This window comes from Rhodococcus sp. 24CO (assembly GCF_050586165.1).
Taxonomy (GTDB): Bacteria; Actinomycetota; Actinomycetes; order Mycobacteriales; family Mycobacteriaceae; genus Rhodococcus_F.
Genome location: NZ_JAZFNF010000004.1, coordinates 101,179 through 123,557, shown reverse-complemented (window position 1 = coordinate 123,557; position 22,379 = coordinate 101,179). Strand labels below are relative to the sequence as shown.

At 62.9% G+C, this 22,379-nt stretch carries 19 protein-coding genes; 5 read left to right on the top strand and 14 right to left on the bottom strand.

All coding sequences use genetic code 11. The features are described 5' to 3' along the window. The first annotated feature begins 59 nt into the window (after positions 1 to 59). Positions 60 to 332, top strand: coding sequence for a WhiB family transcriptional regulator (locus V2B23_RS10670; RefSeq protein ID WP_430950326.1), 273 nt, complete (start codon positions 60 to 62; stop codon positions 330 to 332). A 67-nt stretch (positions 333 to 399) separates the two neighbouring features. Next, entirely contained in the window at positions 400 to 1,308 is a 909-nt protein-coding gene (locus V2B23_RS10665; RefSeq protein ID WP_430950688.1) for a transporter substrate-binding domain-containing protein, read from the top strand. Positions 1,309 to 1,314: 6 nt separating this feature from the next. Here the strand turns inward: V2B23_RS10665 and V2B23_RS10660 are convergent, their stop codons facing one another. The 14 genes from V2B23_RS10660 to V2B23_RS10595 form a co-directional block, all read right to left on the bottom strand. Further along, positions 1,315 to 2,964, bottom strand: a complete 1,650-nt coding sequence (locus tag V2B23_RS10660; protein ID WP_430950325.1) for a substrate-binding domain-containing protein — start codon at positions 2,962 to 2,964, stop codon at positions 1,315 to 1,317. A gap of 112 nt (positions 2,965 to 3,076) precedes the next feature. Beyond that, positions 3,077 to 3,508: a type II toxin-antitoxin system Rv0910 family toxin gene (locus V2B23_RS10655; protein ID WP_430950324.1), complete on the bottom strand. Its 432-nt coding sequence runs from the start codon at positions 3,506 to 3,508 to the stop codon at positions 3,077 to 3,079. Positions 3,509 to 3,583: 75 nt separating this feature from the next. Further along, the gene (locus V2B23_RS10650; RefSeq protein WP_430950323.1) at positions 3,584 to 5,221 is read right to left on the bottom strand and encodes a solute symporter family protein; all 1,638 of its coding nucleotides are present in this window, start codon (positions 5,219 to 5,221) and stop codon (positions 3,584 to 3,586) included. Then, positions 5,218 to 5,580: a DUF485 domain-containing protein gene (locus V2B23_RS10645; RefSeq protein WP_430950322.1), complete on the bottom strand. Its 363-nt coding sequence runs from the start codon at positions 5,578 to 5,580 to the stop codon at positions 5,218 to 5,220. Before V2B23_RS10645 ends, V2B23_RS10650 begins: the two co-directional genes overlap by 4 nt. Positions 5,581 to 5,730: 150 nt before the next feature. Next, positions 5,731 to 7,482: a cation acetate symporter gene (locus V2B23_RS10640; protein ID WP_430950321.1), complete on the bottom strand. Its 1,752-nt coding sequence runs from the start codon at positions 7,480 to 7,482 to the stop codon at positions 5,731 to 5,733. Positions 7,483 to 7,493: 11 nt separating this feature from the next. Then, entirely contained in the window at positions 7,494 to 7,865 is a 372-nt protein-coding gene (locus V2B23_RS10635; protein ID WP_430950320.1) for a hypothetical protein, read from the bottom strand. Further along, complete coding sequence (locus V2B23_RS10630) at positions 7,862 to 8,653, bottom strand: LytR/AlgR family response regulator transcription factor (protein ID WP_430950319.1); 792 nt, start codon at positions 8,651 to 8,653, stop codon at positions 7,862 to 7,864. Before V2B23_RS10630 ends, V2B23_RS10635 begins: the two co-directional genes overlap by 4 nt. 51 nt (positions 8,654 to 8,704) lie before the next feature. After that, the gene (locus tag V2B23_RS10625) at positions 8,705 to 9,922 is read right to left on the bottom strand and encodes a histidine kinase (protein ID WP_430950318.1); all 1,218 of its coding nucleotides are present in this window, start codon (positions 9,920 to 9,922) and stop codon (positions 8,705 to 8,707) included. Then, complete coding sequence (locus tag V2B23_RS10620) at positions 9,923 to 11,137, bottom strand: lipase family protein (protein ID WP_430950317.1); 1,215 nt, start codon at positions 11,135 to 11,137, stop codon at positions 9,923 to 9,925. It lies immediately after the preceding gene. After that, on the bottom strand, positions 11,134 to 12,795 hold the full coding sequence (locus tag V2B23_RS10615) for a Na+/H+ antiporter (protein WP_430950316.1): 1,662 nt from the start codon (positions 12,793 to 12,795) through the stop codon (positions 11,134 to 11,136). The genes V2B23_RS10620 and V2B23_RS10615 overlap by 4 nt, the downstream gene beginning before the upstream one ends. A 94-nt stretch (positions 12,796 to 12,889) precedes the next feature. After that, positions 12,890 to 13,081, bottom strand: coding sequence for an antitoxin (locus tag V2B23_RS10610; protein ID WP_430950687.1), 192 nt, complete (start codon positions 13,079 to 13,081; stop codon positions 12,890 to 12,892). Positions 13,082 to 13,197: 116 nt separating this feature from the next. Beyond that, complete coding sequence (locus V2B23_RS10605) at positions 13,198 to 15,696, bottom strand: HAD-IC family P-type ATPase (protein WP_430950315.1); 2,499 nt, start codon at positions 15,694 to 15,696, stop codon at positions 13,198 to 13,200. A gap of 68 nt (positions 15,697 to 15,764) precedes the next feature. Then, entirely contained in the window at positions 15,765 to 16,880 is a 1,116-nt protein-coding gene (locus tag V2B23_RS10600; RefSeq protein WP_430950314.1) for an MBL fold metallo-hydrolase, read from the bottom strand. 69 nt (positions 16,881 to 16,949) lie between these two features. Continuing rightward, positions 16,950 to 17,681 (bottom strand): enoyl-CoA hydratase, encoded by a 732-nt coding sequence (locus V2B23_RS10595; RefSeq protein ID WP_045069110.1) that lies wholly within the window; start codon positions 17,679 to 17,681, stop codon positions 16,950 to 16,952. Between the two features lie 116 nt (positions 17,682 to 17,797). On the opposite strand from V2B23_RS10595, the gene V2B23_RS10590 reads away from it, so the two are divergent. The 3 genes from V2B23_RS10590 (at position 17,798) to V2B23_RS10580 (ending at position 22,374) form a co-directional block, all read left to right on the top strand. After that, positions 17,798 to 18,904 carry an NAD(P)-binding domain-containing protein gene (locus tag V2B23_RS10590; protein WP_430950313.1) on the top strand — a complete coding sequence of 369 codons (1,107 nt, stop codon included), beginning with the start codon at positions 17,798 to 17,800 and terminating at the stop codon, positions 18,902 to 18,904. 222 nt (positions 18,905 to 19,126) lie between these two features. Then, positions 19,127 to 21,961: an ATP-binding protein gene (locus V2B23_RS10585; RefSeq protein ID WP_430950312.1), complete on the top strand. Its 2,835-nt coding sequence runs from the start codon at positions 19,127 to 19,129 to the stop codon at positions 21,959 to 21,961. Continuing rightward, positions 21,958 to 22,374, top strand: a complete 417-nt coding sequence (locus V2B23_RS10580; RefSeq protein ID WP_138872261.1) for a roadblock/LC7 domain-containing protein — start codon at positions 21,958 to 21,960, stop codon at positions 22,372 to 22,374. Before V2B23_RS10585 ends, V2B23_RS10580 begins: the two co-directional genes overlap by 4 nt. Positions 22,375 to 22,379: the final 5 nt, after the last annotated feature.

The window sequence follows — 22,379 nt, the reverse complement described above, 5'->3', positions numbered from 1 at the left end:
CCTGTCCTCGCGCAACCCTCACCGGCCACACTGAGTTTCCAGTCGAAAGGACAACCACGATGACAACGCACCGCATGTCGCAGCCGTGTGTGGACAACAACTGGCGCATGCTCGCGACCTGCAAGTCCGTCGATCCAGCGGTTTTCTATTCACCCGGCGAGGAACGCGGGCGCAATCGGCTTGCGCGCGAACAAATGGCAAAGCAGGTGTGCTTTCGGTGCCCCGTGATCGACGACTGCCTGAACTTTGCACTCGAGACTGGTGAACCACACGGTGTCTGGGGAGGAACAACACCAACGGAACGTCTCGCTCTCCGTCGCTCAGCAGCCTGAAAATTGGCCGGGTACAAGACCCCGATCACAGCGATACCGGACATACAGGCAAGATGGCAACGTGCCTATGCCACGACGTTGCGTTGCCGTAACTGCAATCTTCGCCTCCGTGATCCTGTTGGGTTCATGCTCCTCCCAGCCTGAGAGCGCCGCTGCAGTCCCGGAAGCAACCACCAGCATTCCCGAGGCCTTCACCAAACTTCCGTCCACTGCAGCCGTGACGGAATGTGGTCCGGGCAGTGGCACGACCACCAACGACGGCACGCTCACCATCGCCACCGGTTCGCCGTCGTACGAGCCCTGGTTTCACGACGGCGATCCGTCGAACGGGCAAGGATTCGAGGGCGCGGTGGCGCGCGCGGTGATCGAGAAACTTGGATACAACCCCGATCAGGTCACGTTCACGAGCGTCGCATTCAACGACGCTCTGAAGCCTGGCAGCAAAGACTTCGACTTCGCGCTCGACCAGTTCACGATTTCCGGAGATCGCCGCGAGTCCGTCGATTTCAGCTCGCCGTACTACGCGGTGGCTCAGTCGGTCATTGCCTTGCAGAACAACGGCGCCGCACAGGCCGCGGATCTGAATTCACTAATGCAGTACCGACTCGGCGCGCAGGCTGGGTCTACCAGCCTGCTTGCCATCACCGAGACCATCAATCCGTCAACCCCGCCGCGCAGTTACGCCAACACCGAAGACGCCAAGGCCGCATTGGCGGCCGGCGAGATCGACGCTCTGGTTGTCGACATTCCCACCGGATTCCACATCACGGATACCGAACTGGCACAGTCCGTGATCGTCGGACAGTTTCCGCGGCCGAACGCCGTCACCGAGTTCTTCGGTGCCGTCCTCGAGAAGAACAGTCCACTCACCGCGTGTGTGTCGGCCGCAGTCGACTCACTGTACGCCGACGGAACTCTCGAAGATCTTGCCACCGAATGGATCACCGATACTGCTGACGCAAAGATCCTCGACTAGATCCGATCAGTTGCCCCGGCCGCTGATCGCGCCGACAAACACCTTGGGTATATCGGCGGGCGTGGGTGCGAAGTGACTGTTTCCACCGGTGACTTCTGAAATCTGTTTCAGCACTTCGGTATCCGCATCGCCTGTCACCCCGATGGTGATGATCGGCACGGGACGGGCGGGATCGCGCTCGCGCGCAAGCGTGTCGAGCAACTCCTCCCGCGAAATACCGGACGGATCGTCGTTGGCACCGTCGGTCAGGAGGATGACCGAGTTGATCGACGACGGGTCATAGGTGCTCTGGATCTGACGAAATGCCGCCAGAACACTGTCGTACAGCCCAGTTCCGCCACCGACAAGTGACGGTAGATCGTCGACGTGAGACAGAAGTTCGCTCCGATGATCGGTGTCGCCCGCTGGCGCATCCATGCGCGCAATTGGTTCGAGTTCGCGGTAATCGGTGCCGTCGCCGAGGTCGATCGAGAAGGCCCACAGACCCAATTGCGCATTGGCAGGGAACATTCGGATCGCGATGTCGCCGGCCTGCGCCGTGGCGGCCATTCGGGTAACACCGCCCTCCATGTAATCCATCGAACCGGAGACGTCGACAACCGCAAGCGCTCGGGAGGGCCGGGACAGAATCTCGTAGCGCGCCAGCGCTGTGGTCACAACAGACGGATCGCTCGGTACCAACGGCGCGATCACCCCGACGCCACCGCTCGGCAACGGTTCGTTGCCCGCTGCACGAAAACCCAGACCGGACAGAGCTGTGCGGCCGCTGTCAGACGTGAGTGCGTCGGCGAGAACCTGTGCCGCCGGCATTGCAGTCGAATCTCCGGTCAGTGCCATCGGGTAATTCATGAACACCGTGCCGGACGTGGGCACTGCGGCGGTCAACCGAGCGTCGGGATGAGCGGCCATGTACGCGATGAACGTCTGTTCTGTGGTGACCGCGGTTCCGCTGTCCGCGGCAACCTTTTCTATCCGGACGGTCGAACCGGCTTCCTTCACATTTCCGAGTTGAGCTTGCGCCACGGGAACCAATGCGGCCGAGATGGACGCGGTATCGCCGCTACGAGCCTGAGTTTCGGCAAACGCGGCAACGATGGGCGCGCTGGAAACAGCGCTGGAAAGCGGATCACCGATGTGCAGACCTGGAACTGCCAGGACGTCGAGCCAGCTTGCCGGACTGGTAGTTTCGCCGGATTTCGACACCGTGACTACCGGTGTGGACGCTACCGACTCGCTGACCTTCGAGATGGACCGACCACCCGCCCCGGCCTTGTCGAGCCATTCTGACGAATCGGGTATCCAGATCGCCGGACCGGAACGTCCGAGCGCAAGATCCCCGTACGTTCGAGCCGAGTCCTGGGACACCACGGTGAACGAAGCGCAACCGAGCTTTTCCGGATCGATGGTCGCCACAACCGCCTCGACGCCGGTGGCGATGGACGGATCAACTGCCAGCACCAGGTTGTCGGTCTGCGCGCACTCCGAGGTAGCGGCGTTGGGCGTGACCGACGGAGCATCCTCTCCCAGATTGCTGAACGTGACGGCAAATGCCGCGGAACCTGCGACGGCAACCACGGACAGCACTGCGACCAGTACTTTCACCGATCGCGGCATCGACGCTGTGGGTACCCCGGACGAGCCGTGACGACCAGACATGTGCGGAATCCTCTCCGGCGGAGCACCAGGTTCATAACAAACCTATGCCCGGTTTATCCCGCCGAAAAGAATCCTAACTCACGTTTGCCGCAAAGTAACTACTGGCGAGATTTCAGGCGTAGATTCGAACGAACTGCGCCAACGACTGCTCGATATCCCCTTTGAGTGCCCGAGCAACCCCGGAACCGATAGGTCCGAAAAGCGGAGCGCCACCGAGTTCGACAGTCAACGCCAACTCCGAACCAGCGCCCTTGGGCCGAACGTCGAGTTCGAGCCCCAGCTTGACCCCACCCTTGCCGTCACCCTTGAGCGACAACGCCGTGGGCACGTCGTACTTCTTGATGGTCCAGCGCACACGATTACGCAGGCCCTTCACCGTCACAACTGAGGTGATCTCGGTTCCCACCCCCAACTGTTCGGGAAGTTCCCCTCGCCAACCGTCGTGGACGACAAGCCAATTCTCGTAACCACTGAGATCTGATGCCTTGTCCCACACTTCCTGCGGCGGAAGGGGGACGTCGATCTTCACTGTGAGTTTTGCCATGGGGGGACAATAGCGCTGTGCGCCTTTCTGGTTACCGGAGGTACCAGAAAGGCGCACGAGGGCCGAATGCCCCTACTAGTGATCGACAGCCTTTTCGACGCCGACGCCGGTGAGGGAACGAACTTCCATCTCAGCCTGCTTGGCCGGATCCTCGGGCTTGTTGCGCCCGATGTAGGTACCGATGATGCCGAGGGCAAATGCCAGCGGGATCGAGACGATGCCGGGGTTGGAGAGCGGGAACCACGCGAAGTCGGAGTTCGGGAGCATCGACGACGGCTTGCCCGAGATGGCCGGGGAGAACACGATCAGTGTCAAGCAACTGATCAGACCGCCGTAGATGCTGAACAGCGCACCCGTGGTGTTGAACTTCTTCCAGAAGAGCGAGTACAGCAGGGTCGGCAGGTTCGCCGAGGCCGCAACAGCAAAGGCGAGAGCCACCAGGAAGGCGATGTTCTGGCCCATGGCGCCGATACCGAGAACGATCGAGATGACACCGATCACGACAACGGTGATGCGTGAAACCCGAACCTGCTGTTCTTCGGTTGCGTTGCCGCGCTTGATGACACTGGCGTAGATGTCGTGAGCAAACGACGCCGAAGCCGTGATCGCGAGACCGGCGACCACCGCGAGGATGGTGGCAAAAGCCACTGCCGAGATGATGCCGAGGAAGATCGTGCCGCCGAGTTCGAAGGCCAGCAGCGGTGCCGCAGAGTTCTCCTTGCCGGGAGCAGCCAGGATTACGTCGGGTCCGACCATCTTGGCTGCGCCGTAGCCGAGTACCAGAGTGAACAGGTAGAAGGCACCGATCAGTGCGATCGCCCAGGTGACGGAACGGCGAGCTTCCTTGGCGGTGGGGACGGTGTAGAAGCGCATGAGCACGTGCGGCAGGCCTGCCGTGCCGAGTACCAAAGCGATTCCGAGAGAGATGAAGTCGAGCTGCGTCATCCCGGTCAGCCCGTACTTTGCGCCCGGAGCAAGAATGTCGCGACCGGCAACAGCTTCGTTGGAGGAGTTACTGACCACGTTCTGTGCATCCGCAAGGAGCTGGGAGAAGTTACCCCGGACCGCGAAGAGCACGAGCACGAACATGACTCCGGCGCCGGCCACCAGCAGAACGGCCTTCACCATCTGCACGTAGGTGGTGCCCTTCATACCGCCGACCAAGACGTAGACGATCATCAGCACGCCGACGATGGCAACCACGATCGCCTGACCGGTCTTGCCTTCGATATTGAGCAGCAGCGCGACAAGTCCACCGGCACCGGCCATCTGGGCCAACAGGTAGAAGAGCGAGACGGCGAGAGTGGAGAGTGCCGCAGCCATACGCACGGGGCGCTGCTTGAGACGGAAGCTCAATACGTCGGCCATCGTGAATCTGCCGGTGTTCCGCAGCAATTCGGCAACCAGAAGCAAAGCCACGAGCCACGCGACGAGGAAGCCGATGGAGTAGAGGAAGCCGTCGTAACCGTAAACGGCGATGGCCCCGGCGATCCCGAGGAAGGAGGCAGCTGAAAGGTAGTCACCGGCGATGGCAAAACCGTTCTGCGGACCGGTGAACTGCCCGCCACCGGTGTAGAAATCGGATGCCTTCTTCGTGGTGCGACTGGCGCGAATGACCAGCGTCATCGTGACGACGACAAACGCGAGGAAGATCGCGATGTTGAAGACGGGGTTACCCACATCCGTCCCGGACGCGGCGAGTGTGGTGATCACGATACGGGGCCTTCCAGCTCGTCACGGATAGCAGCGGAACGCGGGTCGAGCTCGCGGCCGGCGAACTTCACGTACCAGGCGGTGATCGCGAACGTCGTCACGAACTGTCCGAGGCCGAGAATGATGCCGAGGTTGATGTTGCCGAGGACCTTGGTCGCCATGAAGTCGTGGGCGTAAGTCGCCAGAAGGACGTACACCGCATACCAGAGCAGAAAGAATGCAGTGATGGGGAAAACGAACTTGCGCAGGCGCGTCCGCAGTTCCTGGAACTCGGGACTTGCTTGCATGTCTATGAATGCCTGGGCATCCGGGGTCCGCCGCTCTTGCGGCGACCCCTCACTGACTTCTGCTGTGGACACTGCCGGCTCCTCGCCTCGCGTGTGAAGTGAACTACGTGCAGACGTTAGTGAGATCGGAGTCACATAAAATGGCTGTGGTGGCGCTCACACGGTGAGCAGTCGAGTCGTGCGCTGAACGGTCACGCCCGCGCGACCAACGGCACGCCGAAATCAGGGCTGACGGAGCTCGTCTTCGCGGTCGGAGCCCATGTCCAGACGCTCGGGAGCATGCATACGGGTGAAGATTCGCGCTATATCCGCAGGTACCTGCTTGCTCGATGCCTTACTGACAACAACCATCGTGGCGAACGCGAGCGGCACGCTGACTGCGGCCGGAAACGCGAAGATCGCAGCGGGCCACCCGCTCAACACCGTTTCCGACAATCCGCCGAGGATCGCGACCGTTGCTGCCGACCCGGCTACAAAGCCGCCCACCACCATGCCTGCGCCGGCGCCGACCGCGGTCAATCCGCGCCACCAGACGCCGAGCAGGAGCAACGGGCAGAGCGTCGACGCGGCGACGGCAAACACCAACCCGACGGTGATCGAGAGATCGACCGACACCACGGCAAGTGACATGGCCAGCGGAATCGCACCGGACAGGAGAGCGGCGATCCGGAAATCACGTATCCGCCCTCGTAGGACGTCGGTGCTGATCACACCGGCGATACTCACGAGCAGGCCAGACGACGTGGAGAGGAACGCGGCAATCGCGCCCGACGCCACCAGCGCCGCCAGCAACTGCCCGCCCCACCCCGAGAACACCGAACCAGGCAACAGCAGCACTGCCGCGTCCGAGGTTCCGGTGATCAGCAACTGCGGAACGTACAACCGAGCGAACACTCCGAGCAGGACCGGAAAAAAGTAGAAGACACCAACCAGACCTACGACGGCCAGCGACGTCAGCCGTGCCGTCCGCCCGTCCGGATTGGTGTAGAACCGCACCAGTACGTGCGGCAATCCGAGCGTCCCGAGGAAGGTCGCGAGCATCAGCGAATACACCTGATATGTCGGGTGCGGACCGCCGAATCCCCAACCGGGCGTAATCCAATCCGAATTGTGCGCCGGCGCCCCGGCTACCACCGGCACGGCTGCACCGGCTTCCAGAACCATCGACATCCCCTCACCGAGGGTGTGCTCGCCCGGTTCGAGGACAACGCTGCCCGTGGCGGAGCGACCATCCAACGTTCCTCCCTGCACGGTCACCGGTTCGGCCACCTGCACCACAACGTCGGTGGTGATGTCCACTGTGGTCTGCTCACTGACCGTCGGCGGCGCCGGAGCACCTACGTCGTGTTCGTCCGTAAAGAAGTAGAAGGCCAGTGCCACAGCCGGAATCGCCACCGCAGACAGCTTGAGCCAGTATTGGAATGCCTGAACGAACGTGACGGATCGCATGCCGCCACCGACGACATTGGCGATGACTATCACCCCGACCACAACCCCACCGATCCAACTCGGCACGCCGAGAAGGATATTGAGGGTCAGACCGGCCCCCTGGAACTGCGGAATCAGGTAGAGAATGCACACCATCGCAACCACGAGCATTGCCAATTTCCGTAAACGCGGTGAACCCAACCGGAATTCAGCGAAGTCCGGAACGGTGTACGCGCCCGATCTTCGGAGCGGCGCGGCAACAAAAAGCAGTAGCGCCAGATAGCCTGCGGTGAACCCGATCGGGTACCACAGCGCGTCCGCTCCGTACTTCGCCACCAGACCGGCAACACCGAGAAAAGACGCAGCAGAAAGGTATTCACCGGAAATCGCCGTGGCATTCCACTGCGGCCCCACCGTGCGGGAGGCAACCAGAAAGTCGGACGTGGTGCGAGAAAGCCGCACTCCGTAGATACCGATCGCCACTGTCGCCACTGCCGCCGCCACGATGCCCAACACCGTCAACACCGGAATAGATTGCCCACCCACAGCGCCCGCGCTCAGTCGTCCACGAGATTGGTGAAGTCCTGCTCGTTGCGTTCAGCACGGCGCACGAACACCCACCCGGTGATCAGCAGCAATGGCAACACGGCGCCGCCCGTCACCAGCCACGGAAGCCTGATCCCCCATACCGAGTAATCCGCCAGCGCCGGAAAAAGCATGGTCGACAGCGGTATCGCGCACAATGATCCGGCTACGACCACAGTCAGCCGAATTGCCAGACCCAGCTGGGCACGAACCAGACCCCGGATCATGGCGTCGCCGACCTCGGTCTGTTCCTGCACTTCTACCCGAGTACGCACGATGCGGGCGCCGTGACGCTGCGCCAGCACCACCCGCTGACGCACCGGCGGATCGATGTGCCCACTCACCGCGACAACCAACTCTGCTTGGGGGTGCGCACCAACCGATCCTTCAACTCGCGGGTATGCCGACGGCTCACCGGCAACTCCACAGGCGGCTTGCCACTGTGCGGGCGAAGAGTCACCACCAAACCACTGCCGACGGTGCGAATTCCGGTCACCAAGGCAAGGGACACCAGGTACGAACGGTGAACCCTCAGGAAACCCGCATCGGCCCAACGGGATTCGAGGGTAGAAATCGGGATCCGCACCAGATGCGACTTACCTGCCGTATGTAACCGCGCGTAATCGCCGTCGGCTTCGACCCATTCCACCGCCGAGCGCTGCACCAGTGTCGTGACGCCGCCGAGTTCCACCGGAATCACTTCGTCGATGGATGCGGCATCGGCTTGTGCGCCGGCCTGTTTACGCCCCGCGAGACCCACGATCCGACTCACTGCCTGTGCCAGCCGCTCTTCGCGCAACGGCTTGAGGAGGTAGTCGACCGCACCGAGATCAAAGGCGGCCACTGCCCGATCGTCGTGCGCGGTCACAAAGACAACCGGCGGCGGAGTCGCAAAATTGGAGAGAATCCCGGCCAGTTCCAAACCGTCCAGTCCTGGCATGTTGATGTCGAGAAAAACGCCGTCGATGCCGCCGTCACGAAGAATCCGCAGCGCCGTCGTTGCATCCGACGCGGTGTGGACGTGCGCCACCGATTCTTGCGCGCGCAGCAGAAAAGCCAGCTCGTCGAGCGCCGGTTTTTCGTCGTCGACGGCAAGCACGGTCAGTTGGGCACCTATGTCAGTCTCATTCACAGCACACCCATATTCCCACGGCTACCCGCACCGAACCCACAAAGCCACCGATCACACGCGAATGCCCTGCTTGAACTTGGGCACACGCATGCTGACCTTGGTTCCGGCTCCTGGCGCGGTCTCCACCACCAGGCCGTAATCGTTACCGAATGCCGCTCGCAGACGATCGTCGACGTTGGCCAGACCCACGTGCGCGGCCTCCCTGGCGCTGGGGCGGCCGGCCCCGGATTCGATGGCGTCGAGGGAACCGAACCGCAGCATGTCCGGGTCCATACCGACGCCGTCGTCTTCGACGCTGATGACACAGTCGGGGCCTTCGTCTGCCGCCACGATGCTGATGGTGCCGCCCTCCGGTTTGCCGGAGATACCGTGCCGGACAGCATTCTCCACCAGTGGTTGCAGCGCCAGGAACGGCAGGACCACGTTGAGCACTTCCGGCGCCACCTGCAGTCGCACGTCGAGCGCATCACCGAACCTGGCCCGCTCGAGAGTCAGGTAGCGATCGATGTTGCGGAGTTCGTCGGCAAGCAAGGTGAACTCGCCCGCCGAGCGGAACGAGTAGCGCGTGAAATCGGCGAACTCGAGGATCAGCTCACGCGCCCGCGTCGGATCGGTACGAACGAACGACGCCACGGTATTGAGTGCGTTGTAGATGAAATGTGGGCTGATCTGCGCGCGCAGTGCGCGAACTTCCGCTCGGTCGAGCCGCGCCCGCGACGCGTCGAGATCGGCAAGTTCTATTTGGCTGCACGCATAGCGAGCGACCTCCGTGATCGCGCCGAGCATGCCGGGCCAAGGGTCCTCCGTCGTGACGATCCCCAATACCCCGACCACGCCGCTGTCCTCGATGAGAAGGGGCTGGGCGATCAAGGCACGTACCGCGTGATCGTCGCTGCCCCGCACCAGGTCCGAGTAGGTCACGAGTACCCGGCGCTCGCCTTCGATCGCACGCAGGGCAGCATCGTGGAACTGCTCGGCCATCGATTCGTGCGGCCCGTTCCACGCCAGCACAACTCCCGCCGCGTCGGTGATGCCAAAACCTCGAGCACCGGTCAACTCGCGCAGATGGGGTGCCGCTTCGGCAGCCGAATCGCTGTCGAGTCCGCGCCGAAGAGGCCGGGCGGCAAGGGAAGCCGTATGCAGTGCCGTGTGGACCGCTCGTTCGGTGGGTGAGGTGACTTCACGTCTGGTCCGCATCCAGACCGTAGCCAGAGCCGCGCTGAGGAGGGCAACCACGCAGGCAAGCAGGACAGCAACCGTCGGACTCATCTAGGCACCGCAGGTACTGGGCGCGGGCACACCGCTGAAGCGATCCTGAATCCATTGAACGGCCCCGGGAACGGCCCGGCCGTCGGCGTGCCCCTCCCCTGGCCGCGAGACGAACTCGATCACGTCGCCGTCGGAACAAGCTCTGGCCACCGCAGCCTCGGTCCACTCGGGGAGAATGAGGTTGTCGTTTGCCCCGACCACCACATACATCGGGCCGCTCGCTTGTCGGCGTGGCAGCGCGATGTCGCTCAGCCAACCGTGAATTCGATCGGCATCGGCGTCAGTAGCTGGGCGCGTATCGGCAGGCGTCACCTTCCCCACCAACGACAACTTCTCGGGTGCCCTGGCCGTGAGGCACGATGACAGCAGTTCGTAATTCTCCGCAAACGCTCCGTGTACGTAGTCCTCACGCTCGAGATCCGGATGAGACAGCGACAGGCCCTCGAGAACGTACGGCAGCAACAATTGTTGGGGCAGTGACAGATTCACATCCGCGCCGCTGGTGATGATCGGCGAGATATCGGCCGCGGGCGAAAGGTTTGCCGCACCGACAAATTCGAGTCCGTCCCCGTATTCGCCTGCCTTCTCCGCAGCTGCCCACGACGCCTGACCACCTTGTGAGAGTCCCAGAGTGGCCCACCTGTCCGACGTGTCCGGGACGATGTTACGTGCCGCGCGCACCGCGTCGATCACGTTGTAGGCGGCGGTATCCGGTTGCAGGTACGGGTGCGGATCGGGAGTCCCCAGCCCCTCGAAATCCGAGACCGCAACAACGTAACCCGCGTTCAGCAGCGGCTCCACCAACCCCATCGTCCCGAGGAGCGTCGGCGACGTGGACGGTGCGCAATCGTCGGAGATTCCCGTGGTGCCGTGGCCGACCGAAACGATGGGCCAGCCGCCGGCAGGAGCAGTTCCCGGTGGGATGAATACCGTTCCCGACACCTGCGTTTCGCGGCCGTCGACGCCGGATGTGGAGCCGTACAGAATCTTCCGGGCGCTCGCACCTGCGGCAGCGGTTGTCGCAAACGGTTGGTCGTCGAAGACAACCCCGCGTGCTGCGCTCACGGGGGCCGGCAGAGCCTGCGCCACCGATGTGGTGGTCGGCGCCTGCGTTCCCGTTGTCTCCTCGGTTCCTACAGATCCGCAGGCCGAACTCACCACAAGGGCACTCGCCGCGAGCGTCCCCCAGATCACGTGCCGCAGTCGTGCACTCATGCTGTGCCGTCCCCTCCGGCCGCCGCGCGAGCGCGGCGGCGCCGTACCCGTTCCTCAGCTGCAGCCTCTTCGAGATCAAGACTCTCCAACACGGTACGCAATACCTCGTCGTCGAGATCACCGTCGTCCCTCGCTGCAATCAATGCCATGCGCTGTGTGCGCAACGACTGATGCCGGAACTTGTCGAACAATGCACCCGCATTCCACATCGCCGTGTCGCGATCATTGTTCTCGTCCGTCTCCTGCACTTGGAGTCTGGCCTGCATCGAGCGTCGCACGCGTTCGACGATTGCCTGCAGTTCGGCGCCGGCGACACCTGGCGGCGGACTAGCCACCACGTCGGCCAGCGCTTTCTCGCCGGCTTGACGAGAAATGGTGCGCGCCAACTCCATTTGCTCCTGCGTGCGCAACTGTTCATACGGATCGGCAACGTCGAGCCTGCGGATCAGGAACGGCAGCGTGGAACCTTGCAAGAGCAGGGTTCCCACCGCGACGATGAACGCAATCGCCTGAATGACGCCGCGGCCGGGAAACGGTTCACCGGTGGAGAGTGCAAACGGAATACCGCCGGCCGCGGCAAGAGTAACCACGCCGCGCATTCCGGCCCAGGAGACGACTACGTTCTGTTTCCACGTCAACTGTTTCTGACGCTGGCCCCGCCGCAGCGTTATCCCGAACCGCACCCGGGAGTAGCTCAGGAACAACCACAGCGGCCGGATCACGATGACCACTGCCAACACCGCAAGCCCGTACAGGATTACGTTGACCACCGGAAGACCGTCGTTCACGACATCGTCGATCACGAAACTCAACTGCAGACCCATGTAGGCGAACACGAACATCTCGAGTAGCGTGTCGAGGCTCGACCAGACGGATCGTTCCTGCAGTCTCGTCATGATCGAGGCATCCGTCGAATAGTGTCCGATCACCAAGCCCGCGACCACAACCGCGAGAACGCCCGACGCATGGAGTTCTTCCGCGGCCAGATACGCGGCAAACGGAAGTACCAGGCCCAAACCGGTTTCGAGAGGCGAATCGTACATCCGGGCTCGCACGAATTTCACGATGAACGCGAGCACCAAACCGATCACCACGCCACCGACAACTTCGTAGACGAAGAACAGCAACGGCGAATCCGTGGCGATCCGAGTACCCGTCACCGCGGCGACGGCGACGGTGAACAGGGTCAACGCGGTAGCGTCGTTGACCAGGCCTTCGCCGGTGAGAATTGCTATGACGCGCTTGGGCAATCCGAGTTTCTGTCCTACTGCCACGGCGCTGACCGCGTCGGTGGGTGCGACCACCGCGCCGAGCACCAGAGCCGCACCGATCGTGAATTCCGGAACCATCCATTCGGCAAAGAAGGCGACCACGAAAGCCGTCACGAGGACCATCCCGACACCCAGACGCAAGATCGCCGCGAGGTTGCGTTTGAAGGTCGCCACCGAGAATTTCAGTGCAGCCGAATAGAGCAACGGTGGAAGCACTACACCCAGAATGACGTGTGGATCGAGTTCGGGCCGAGGCATTCCCGGGATGAACGACGCGACCGAACCCACAGCTACCAGAACCAGAGGCGCCTGAAGATTCCGGCGATTCGCCAGCCCTGTCACTGCGATGGCGGCGATGACGACCAGCAGAATCCAGGTGAAGTTCACCCGTTCATTGTGCCCGCCCAGACTGACAAGTCACCCAGCGGACGCACAGGAGCCCACAACCTCATCGAGTTGTGGGCTCCTGATTGCTGGCGGGCTACTCTTTTTCGGGAACAGCCTTCTTGGCAGCCTCGGCTGCCTTGTCGATCTGACTGCCGTACTTTCCGCCGGTCTTGTTGTCGGCGATGTCGGCGACCTTGTCGATTGCGCCGTGAACCTTGTCGGAGTTCTCCGAGGCAAGTTCCTGGCCCTTCTCGACCAGACCCTTGACGTTGTCCAAGAAACCCATTTTGTGTCCTCTCCCGGTGCTCATGCACATCCTGCTGCGGAAAGTAGAACCTCCGCACACACATAGATTCTCACAGGTCGAACGATGTGACGCCATCAAGGTGGGCGGGCTGGGAACTACTTCTGCGCCTCCGCGTGATGGTGTTCCCCTGGCAGATCGTCCGGCGTGGTGAACAGCTTTCGCTTCTCACCGTGCAACCGGGCGCTGACCCACCAGGACACCTCCACCAATACGACGCCAACCGCACCGAGACTGATCGCAAGTGTTGTTGCGGCCACGTTGCTCGGATCCAACTTGAAGAACTCGCGGGTGAACGGCAACGCGAACAAGATCAGGTAGCCGGCCACGGAACCGCCGATCAGCACCAGCTTCCACCACACGTACGGACGCGCGACCACGGCCAGTACCCACAGCGCGATCATGATCAACGTGATCAGAGCAGTGGTACCTTCCTGCTCAGGTGTCAGATCGTGATTACGGTGCGCAAGCACGTACGCGATGAACGTGGTGACGCCGATGATGATTCCCGACGGCAAAGCCAACCGCATCACGCGCGGCACGAAGCCGGAACGGGCCCGCTCGTTATTGGGCGCCAGCGAAAGAATGAACGCCGGGATACCGATCGTGAACCAGGCCGCGATAGTGACGTGGCGCGGCAGGAACGGATACGACAACGGTTCGAAGTCGAGCATCTTCGACAGCACACCGGTGATTCCGACCAGGAACGCGAGCACCACCGAGTACACGGTCTTGGTCAGGAACAGGTTGGAGACACGTTCGATATTGCCGATCACCCGGCGACCCTCGGCCACCACGTACGGCAACGTCGCGAACTTGTTGTCCAACAGCACGATCTGAGCGACAGCGCGCGTCGCGGGACTGCCGGATCCCATCGAGACTCCGATGTCGGCGTCCTTGAGTGCCAGAACGTCGTTGACACCGTCGCCGGTCATCGCGACGGTGTGGCCGCGAGACTGCAAGGCCGCAACCATTTCTCGCTTCTGATCGGGGCGGACGCGTCCGAAGGTGGTTGCCCCGTCGAGAACATCGGCCAGTTTCTCCTGATCACCGGGAAGCTCACGCGCATCGATCGGGCGATCACCGCCCTCCAGCCCGAGCGAACCCGCGACAGCACCGACGGACACGGCATTGTCACCGGAGATGACCTTGACGGCTACCCGTTGACTTGCGAAGTACTCCAACGTTTCCTGCGCGTCCGGGCGAACTTTCTGCTCCAGGACAACCAAGGCTTCCGGTGTCACGACGCCCGGAGCGTCGACGTCGTCGACCGGCAGGTTGCTGCTGCCCAACATGAGAACACGAAGCCCGCTGGAACCGACTTCTTCTGCCAGACGGGCCATCTCCGACGACGGATCGAGCAGCACGTCCGGAGCACCGAGCACCCAGTTTCCGTGAATGCCGTACGACTGCCCGCTCCACTTCTTCGCGGACGAGAAAGGTGCCACCGAAGTAGCTTCACCCCACCCTGCGTCGTCGGTCAGGGACTCACGGATCGCCAGAACACTGGCGTTGGGCCGAGGGTCGGACGCAGCCATCGCGGCGAGCGCGGCGTTGATCACCGACTCGTCGGCAGACCCGTCGGCGAGTTTCAACTCGGACAACCGCATACCGTTCTCGGTCAAAGTTCCGGTCTTGTCCGCACAGACGACGTCGACGCGAGCGAGCCCCTCGATGGCAGGCAATTCCTGAACGAGGCACTGCCGCTTGCCCAATCGAATGACGCCGACGGCAAAAGCGATGGACGTCATGAGCACCAGGCCCTCGGGGACCATCGGGACCAGAGCCGCGACCATGCCGTTCAGGGCCGGACCGAGCGACTCGCCGCTCGAGAACAGCTGGTTGTAGATGATCAGCGCACCGGCCGGAATCATCAGGTACGTGATGAACTTCAGAATGCGGTCGATGCCGCTCCGCAGTTCCGAATGAACGAGCGTGAACTTGCTGGCCTCGTCCGCGAGCTTCGCGGCATATGCGTCGCCGCCGACCTTCGTGGCGCGATACGCGCCGCTGCCCGCGGCAACAAAACTGCCCGAGAGTATCGATTCACCGACGCTCTTGTGCACCGGATCTGCTTCGCCGGTGAGCAACGACTCGTCCACTTCGAGCGCGGACGACGACACCACTTCGCCGTCGACGACAATCTGATCACCCGAACCCAATTCGATAATGTCATCGAGCACAACGTCTTTGGGAGCCAACGCAACAGCAACACCGTCACGCCGGACCATCGGCTTCGCTTGACTGACGATGGCCAAGGCGTCCAGAGTTTTCTTGGCGCGGATCTCCTGGATGATGCCGATACCGCTGTTCGCGATGATCAGCAGTCCGAACATTCCGTCGATCACGGAACCGGTTGCCAGAACAATCGCCAACAGCACCAGCAGGATCGCGTTGATCCTCGTGAACACATTGCCTCGAACGATGTCCTTGACCGAACGAGAGGCCCGATCGGGTACGTCGTTCGTCTGCCCCGACGCGATCCGCGACGCAACCTGATCTGCGGTCAGGCCCCGGACAACGTCGACGGCGTCCCCGTCACCACCCGTCGCGATCGAGGTCGCCGTGCCTTCTGAACCGATGTGCTCGTGAGCCATGGTCAAAGATTACGCACTCGCCGAGACGAAACCGGGTCCGACTCCGCTCACCGACTCGAGTCGATCGGTTACCCCAGGGGAATCCACCATTTTGTCGGCGGTTGCGCGGACAGCGCGTCGATCCGTCCACCCGGCATCGGCACCGCCACCGCCGTGCCGACATCGGCGGCAGCTTCGGTCAATCTGATGATCGGCTCGGACCACGAATGGAACGCCAAGTTGAACGTAGCCCAGTGGATCGGAACAAACACCCCGCGCGCGGGGTCGCCGCGGTTCAGATCCGCGTGGGTCTGGACCGCCTCCTCCGGGTTCATGTGGATGTCCGGCCACCGCACGTCGTACGCGCCGACGGGCAATAGGGTCAGGTCGAAAGGACCATACGTGGTGCCGAGTTCAACGAACCGCGGTGTGTATCCGCTGTCCCCTCCGAAGAACACCCGATGCTTCGGCCCGGCAAACACCCACGATGCCCACTGAGTCGCGTTGCGGACAAGACCTCGCCCGGAAAAGTGTCGAGCTTCGGTGCAGGTAAGCACCAGGTCACCGATAGTCGTCGACTCGTCCCAGTCCAATTCGACGATGCGGTTCTCCGGCACCTTCCAATGCCGTAGATGCGCGCCGATCCCGATCGGTACCACAAAGGGCGCCGTCTGGGTGCGGGTCAGCGTCTTGACCGTCGCCATGTCGAGGTGGTCGTAATGATCGTGGGAGATGACAATCGCATCCACTTCCGGGAGGTCCGCCAACGCCACCGGAGCGGCGTGCATGCGCGCGGGACCGACTGTGGCAGAAGGCGATACACGCTCACTCCACACGGGATCGGCTAGCACCCGGTAACCGTCCACCTCTACGAGGACACTCGAATGCCCGTACCAGGTGACCGCTGCTCCCCCGGCCTGAGCGGGTGCGAGCGGCGTCGCCAACGGGATGGGTGCGCGAGGCCGACCCGTCGAACCGCGAGTAAGCAGCGATTTCGCCATCCCGGCATCGGTGCCCGGCACCAGCATGCTGCTGGGATCCGAGTTGTGGAACTGACGATTCCGATATCGAGGTGACATCGCCGCATAGGGTTGCACCGCATTGCGCGACGCCCCGATCTGCGTCGGGATTCCCCATGCGGCGCGGGCTATCCATCCTGCTGCTGCAGTAACCGCGGCAGCACCGAGAAGCGTCGTCGTCTTCATTCGGCCCAGACTAGCGACTATTTGCCGACGGAGCGGGACGCGACTATTTGCCGACGGAGCGGGACGCGACTATTTTCCTTTGAAGACCGGTGGGCGGTTCTCGATGCGGGCGGCGCGGGCTTCCTGCACGTCGTCACTGAGCCACGCGGCGTGCAGTGCGTCGAGTTGCTCGGGCGACTGCTCTTCCATCGTCCCGTCGTCGTTGAGGACCATCTTCATATGACGCAAGGACAGTGGTGCGAGGTTGGCGATGCGATGCGCCCATTCCTGGGCGTCGTCGAGGGTGCCGATCTTGTTGGCAAGTCCGCGGTTGAATGCTTCTTCGGCGCCGATCTGCTCGATGCCGAGGAGAACGGTGCGAGCGGGGCCACCGCCGACGAGTGAGGCCAACCGTCGCATCGTCCATTTGTCGACAGATACACCCAGCGTCGCCGCTGGGATGCCGAACCGCGCCGCCGGGGCAACAACGCGCAGGTCGGAGGCTATCGCCAGCTGCGTGCCTGCACCGATGGCCGGACCGTTGACGGCGGCGATCACCGGGATCGGTGCCGTGTCGATCGAGCGGAGCATCTCGAAGAGCCGGTCGGTGAAGCCTTCCATGTAGACATCACCGGACAGGTCGGCACCGGCACAGAATGCAGACCCCTGGCCGGTGATCACGATGACGTGAGCGCGATCGGCGACGGCGGCATTCACTGCATCCTTGATCGCGATGCAGAGTTCCGCGCTGAGCGCGTTGCGACGCTCGTGACGCTGCAATTCGATGGTCACGACATTGCCGTCACGGGAAGTCCCGATCATGTCCGCTCACTTTCTTTTCTGGAAGGCTCGTGCGCAAGGGGTTGATCCGAATGCAGTTTGCCGACCACGTAGTTCTCTCACCGCAGAGTTCTGCGCATCAGGAGGTTAGATTACCGATGAGTACGAACGATAGTGACGAGGGACGCAGCGAGAGCGTCGATGTCGACATCGTGGTGATCGGCGCCGGCCAGGCCGGATTGTCTGCGGCGTACTACCTCCGCAAGTTCTCCGTTCTGCCCGAATCGGGATTTGTCGTGCTCGATCACGCAGCCGGTCCCGGCGGTGCCTGGCAGTTTCGGTGGCCGAGCCTGACTTTGAGCACTGTCAACGGAGTTCACGATCTCCCGGGCATGTCGTTCGCGGAAACGACAGGAACCGACGCCGAGCAGGTACCGGCGTCGGTGGCGGTCCCCCACTACTTCGAGTTGTACGAGAAGCAATTCGAACTGCCCGTTCACCGACCGGTTCATACGCGGGTGGTGTGTCCGAGGCAGGAACGTCTACGGATCGAGACCGACCACGGCGTCTACGCGGCACGCGGGCTGATCAATGCGACCGGAACGTGGGAGCGCCCGTTCATTCCTTACTACCGCGGCGCCGCGTCGTTCCGTGGGCGCCAGTTACACACCAAGGACTACTACTCGGCCCACGAGTTCGCGGGCAAACATGTTGTTGTTGTCGGCGGTGGCATCTCCGCGGTGCAGTTGCTCGACGAGATTTCACAGGTCACGACCACCACGTGGGTGACGCGCCGCGAACCGGAGTTTCGCGACGAACCGTTTTCCCCGGAGATCGGTCGGGATGCCGTCGCCATGGTCGAGGACCGGGTTCGACGCGGTTTGCCGCCAGGGTCGGTTGTGTCGGTCACCGGACTGCCGGTGACGCCCGCCATTCGTGCGGCACGCGAACGTGGCGTGATGTCGCGGCGACCGATGTTCTCGGAGATCCTTCCGCACGGGGTGCGGTGGGCCGACGGCACAACTGTGGATGCCGATGTCATCTTGTGGTGCACCGGGTTTCGGAGTTCGCTCGACCACCTGGCGCCGCTTCGGCTGCGTGGGACCGGCGGCGGAATCGAGATGAGCGGTCGCCTCGCAACCCAAGTGGCTTCCGATCCTCGTGTGCATCTGGTTGGCTACGGGCCCTCCTCGTCGACAATCGGTGCGAACCGCGCCGGCCAGGCCGCCGCAGCCGAGTTGACGTCCTTTCTCGAACTTCGCTGATTCAGCTTCCATTTGGCTACGTTTGCCCGATTCGTCCTTTAGCTGATCAGGCAGGACATTTTCGGCCCTAGGTCCGGAATCCGGCATACGCCTAGCCTGTCACGGATCGGTCTGTTACCGTTCAGCTAACCTTTCTTCGATTGCGTGCGCTCGAAGGAGTGCGCGCAGTGACCCATCCGGGGGACTGGGCGAGGGGGCAAATATGAAGGGGAAGCGGTCCGCATGAAACACGATGCACACACAGCAACCTCCTGGTGGTCGATCGGCGAATGGCGCCTCGGTTGGAAGGTCGTCGCGGTCCTTGCCGTTCCGATGCTCATCGCCGTCGTACTCGGTGCCTTCCGGATCCAGGCCGAACTCGCCGAGGCCTCGAGGCTCAGTTCCTCATCGGAACGAGTGCTCGCGGTACCCGCGGCTCTCCACCTGGAGGAAGCTCTGTACGACCTCGCGGTCGCATCCTCGTCCGGTACTGAAACAACTACTGCCACAAGGGCAGTGAACGATTCGATGCAGGGACTTGTCACCGCCGGCCGCTCGTTCCAGGCCGACGACGTGCTCAACGACAAAGTCACCCGGGCTCTGGAGGACAGCACGTCCATCGTCGACGAAGTGGCAGCGGGCGCAGTTGCCCCCGCACGGCTCGTCACACTCGTCAACGAAGTATCCACCAACATCTCGAGCGCATTCACCGACGTCATCAATACATCCCAGCGCCCCATTCTGCGTCAGCGCGGCGGCGAGTTCTCGTCCCTCTGGGAAGCACGTCGAGCATTGTCCGATCAGCGCGTCCTGTTCGGCTCCGGTCGCCTCGATCAACAAACGCGCACCGCACTTGCCACCACCGCCGGCGTCGAGCTCGCTGCACTCGACAAGGTGCTACCACCAGACGAATCGGAGAGTTCACCGACCGCAGTAGCCGTCAACGCGCTGCGTACATCCGCACAGAGTCGCATCGCCGAAATCGGTGCCACCTCGTCGTTGTCCCCGCTCAGCAGCCAGATCGATATCGGACTGCAAACCAGCAGCGACCAGTACGACGATGTCACCGACGCAGCCGTCGATCAGTTCGCCACCAGCGTGACCGCCGAATCCAACACTGCCCGAACTGCAGCTCTTCGCGACACTGCCCTGGTTCTCGGCGCCGTCCTCGCCGCACTCGTGATCGCGTTGATCATCAGCCGCTCGTTGGTCGATCCCATCCGGCGCCTGCGGTTCGCGGCACTACAAGCATCACGACGCGGGCTGCCCGAGGCCATCGATCGAATCCGCTCCGGCGACAAGATCAGCGACCTCGAAATCCCCCGTGTCCCAGTCCATACTCACGAGGAAATCGGCCAACTCGCCCGCGCGGTCGACGATATGCACGGGCAGGCCATCAGCCTGGCAGGCGAGCAGGCAACCCTGCGACGCCAGGTCAACGACATGTTCGAAACGCTGTCACGGCGCAACAAGTCCCTCGTCGAACAGCAACTCGGCCTGATCGAGCAACTCGAGCAGGACGAAGACGACCCGAAGCGCCTCGAGAACCTTTTCCGCCTCGACCACATCGCAGCCCGAATGCGACGCAACGGCGAGAACCTTCTCATCCTGTCCGGCACCGAAAGTCGACGCGGTCGAACCGCGCCGATCCAGCTTGCCGACGCTTTGCGCGCCTCCGTCTCCGGAGTCGAGGACTACCTTCGCGTCGGACTCGGCCAGATTCCGTCCGCCGTCATCAGCGGGCAAGCCAGCGCAGACGTCGTGCACATTGTCGCCGAACTCCTCGACAACGCGCTGCGCTACTCACCGCCCGAGTCGACCGTGACCATCAACGCGGCCCGCACCAACGACGGCTCCATGCTCGTGGAGGTTGCCGACCTGGGACTGGGAATGTCCACCGCAGATCTTGTCGACGCCAACGGGCGCCTGGCTTCGGGCGGCGAGATGACGCCCGATACTGCCCGCCACATGGGACTGTTCGTCATCAGCCGGATCAGTATGCGACACAACATTTCCGTTCGACTGCGGCCCACCGGCAATGCACCCGACCGCGCCGGCATCACCGCCTCGATCCTCCTGCCCGCGGCACTGCTCGAAGCGCATCCGTCTGACACGGTGACTGCACCGTTCACGAGTCCGGCCCACCAGGGTGCTCCGGCCAGGAATGCTGCTCCCGTCCAGGCTCCACCGGTAGCGGCTCCGCCAGTGCGCGCTCCCGAACCCCCAGTGGCCGAGACATATTCGATGGGCGCGCAAGCACCCACCATGTCCGCTTCGGGACTTCCTCAGCGTCAACCGGGTAGCACCAGGGCGGTCCTGCCGACGCCCGTCGACGGCGCTCCCACAACTGTGACCGCTCAGTTCGGCGCCACCGCGCCTGTCGAATCGCTCGGACTGCCGCGTCGCACACCAGGTGCCAGTGGGGCACCCGGAATCGGAGATCCGGTCGCAACGGCGCCGACGCCCGAACCGAGTGCATCACCTGCCGAGCATTTCGTCGCTCCGACGGAAACTTCTTCCCCGGAGCCAATCGCCGAACCGGCACCGAGGCATCGACTCAACTCCACCGCCCCGACCAACACCGCGGCGTTCTTCTCCTCCCGCGCGCGCGACGGCTTCCCACCACGTACCGGCGCACGCGCAACGGAACCTTCCGATACGCCTGTCTCCGCTCCCCCGGCCGCATCACCGATCTACGCCCGCATGGTGTCCGAGTGGCTGGTCGACCCGACAGCGGGGACATCTTCTGCCACAGGTGAAGTCGCCTGGACAACAGAAGCAGATCAGGGCTGGCTTGCGGCCCGGGCGTCGTTCGAATTGCCCGTCACCAGAATTGCCGACTCCGGTCTACCCATCCGTGATCGTGGTGCGAGGCTGGTTCCCGGTGCTGTCGGCGGCACCAATGCTCCATTGCGCTCCGGTACTCACCGCCAGAGCACGGATCCGGAGAACGTCAGACGCGGGTGGAGCGACTACCAGTCCGGCGTCAGCCGCGGACGGCGTCGTGGCACCGAGAATACTGTCGGGTCGACCACGCCCAGTGGTGCGAATGTGCGCAACGATGAAGGAGAACAGTGAATTCAGTCGGAGCCCAAGAGACTCCTCGCTCACTCGACTGGCTGGTTTCGGGTTTCGCCCGAGACGTGCCGGGAGTGAGCCACGCGATCATCGTCTCGGCCGACGGACTGTTGAGTGCTGCGAGCACCCACCTTCCACTCGATCGAGCCGACCAATTGGCCGCTGTGACTTCGGGACTCGCCAGCCTCTCCGCCGGTGCGTCACGGTTGTTCGACGGCGGAGCCGTCCTGCAATCAGTTGTCGAGATGGAGAACGGTTACCTGCTGCTGATGGGCGTCGGCAGCGGCGCCTATCTGGCCGCGTTGGCCGTTGCGGGATGCGACATCGGTCAGATCGGGTACGAAATGGCCACTCTGGTCGACCGAGTCGGACCCACGATGGACATCGCCGCTCGTTCGGGTCGGGATTCTTAATACTC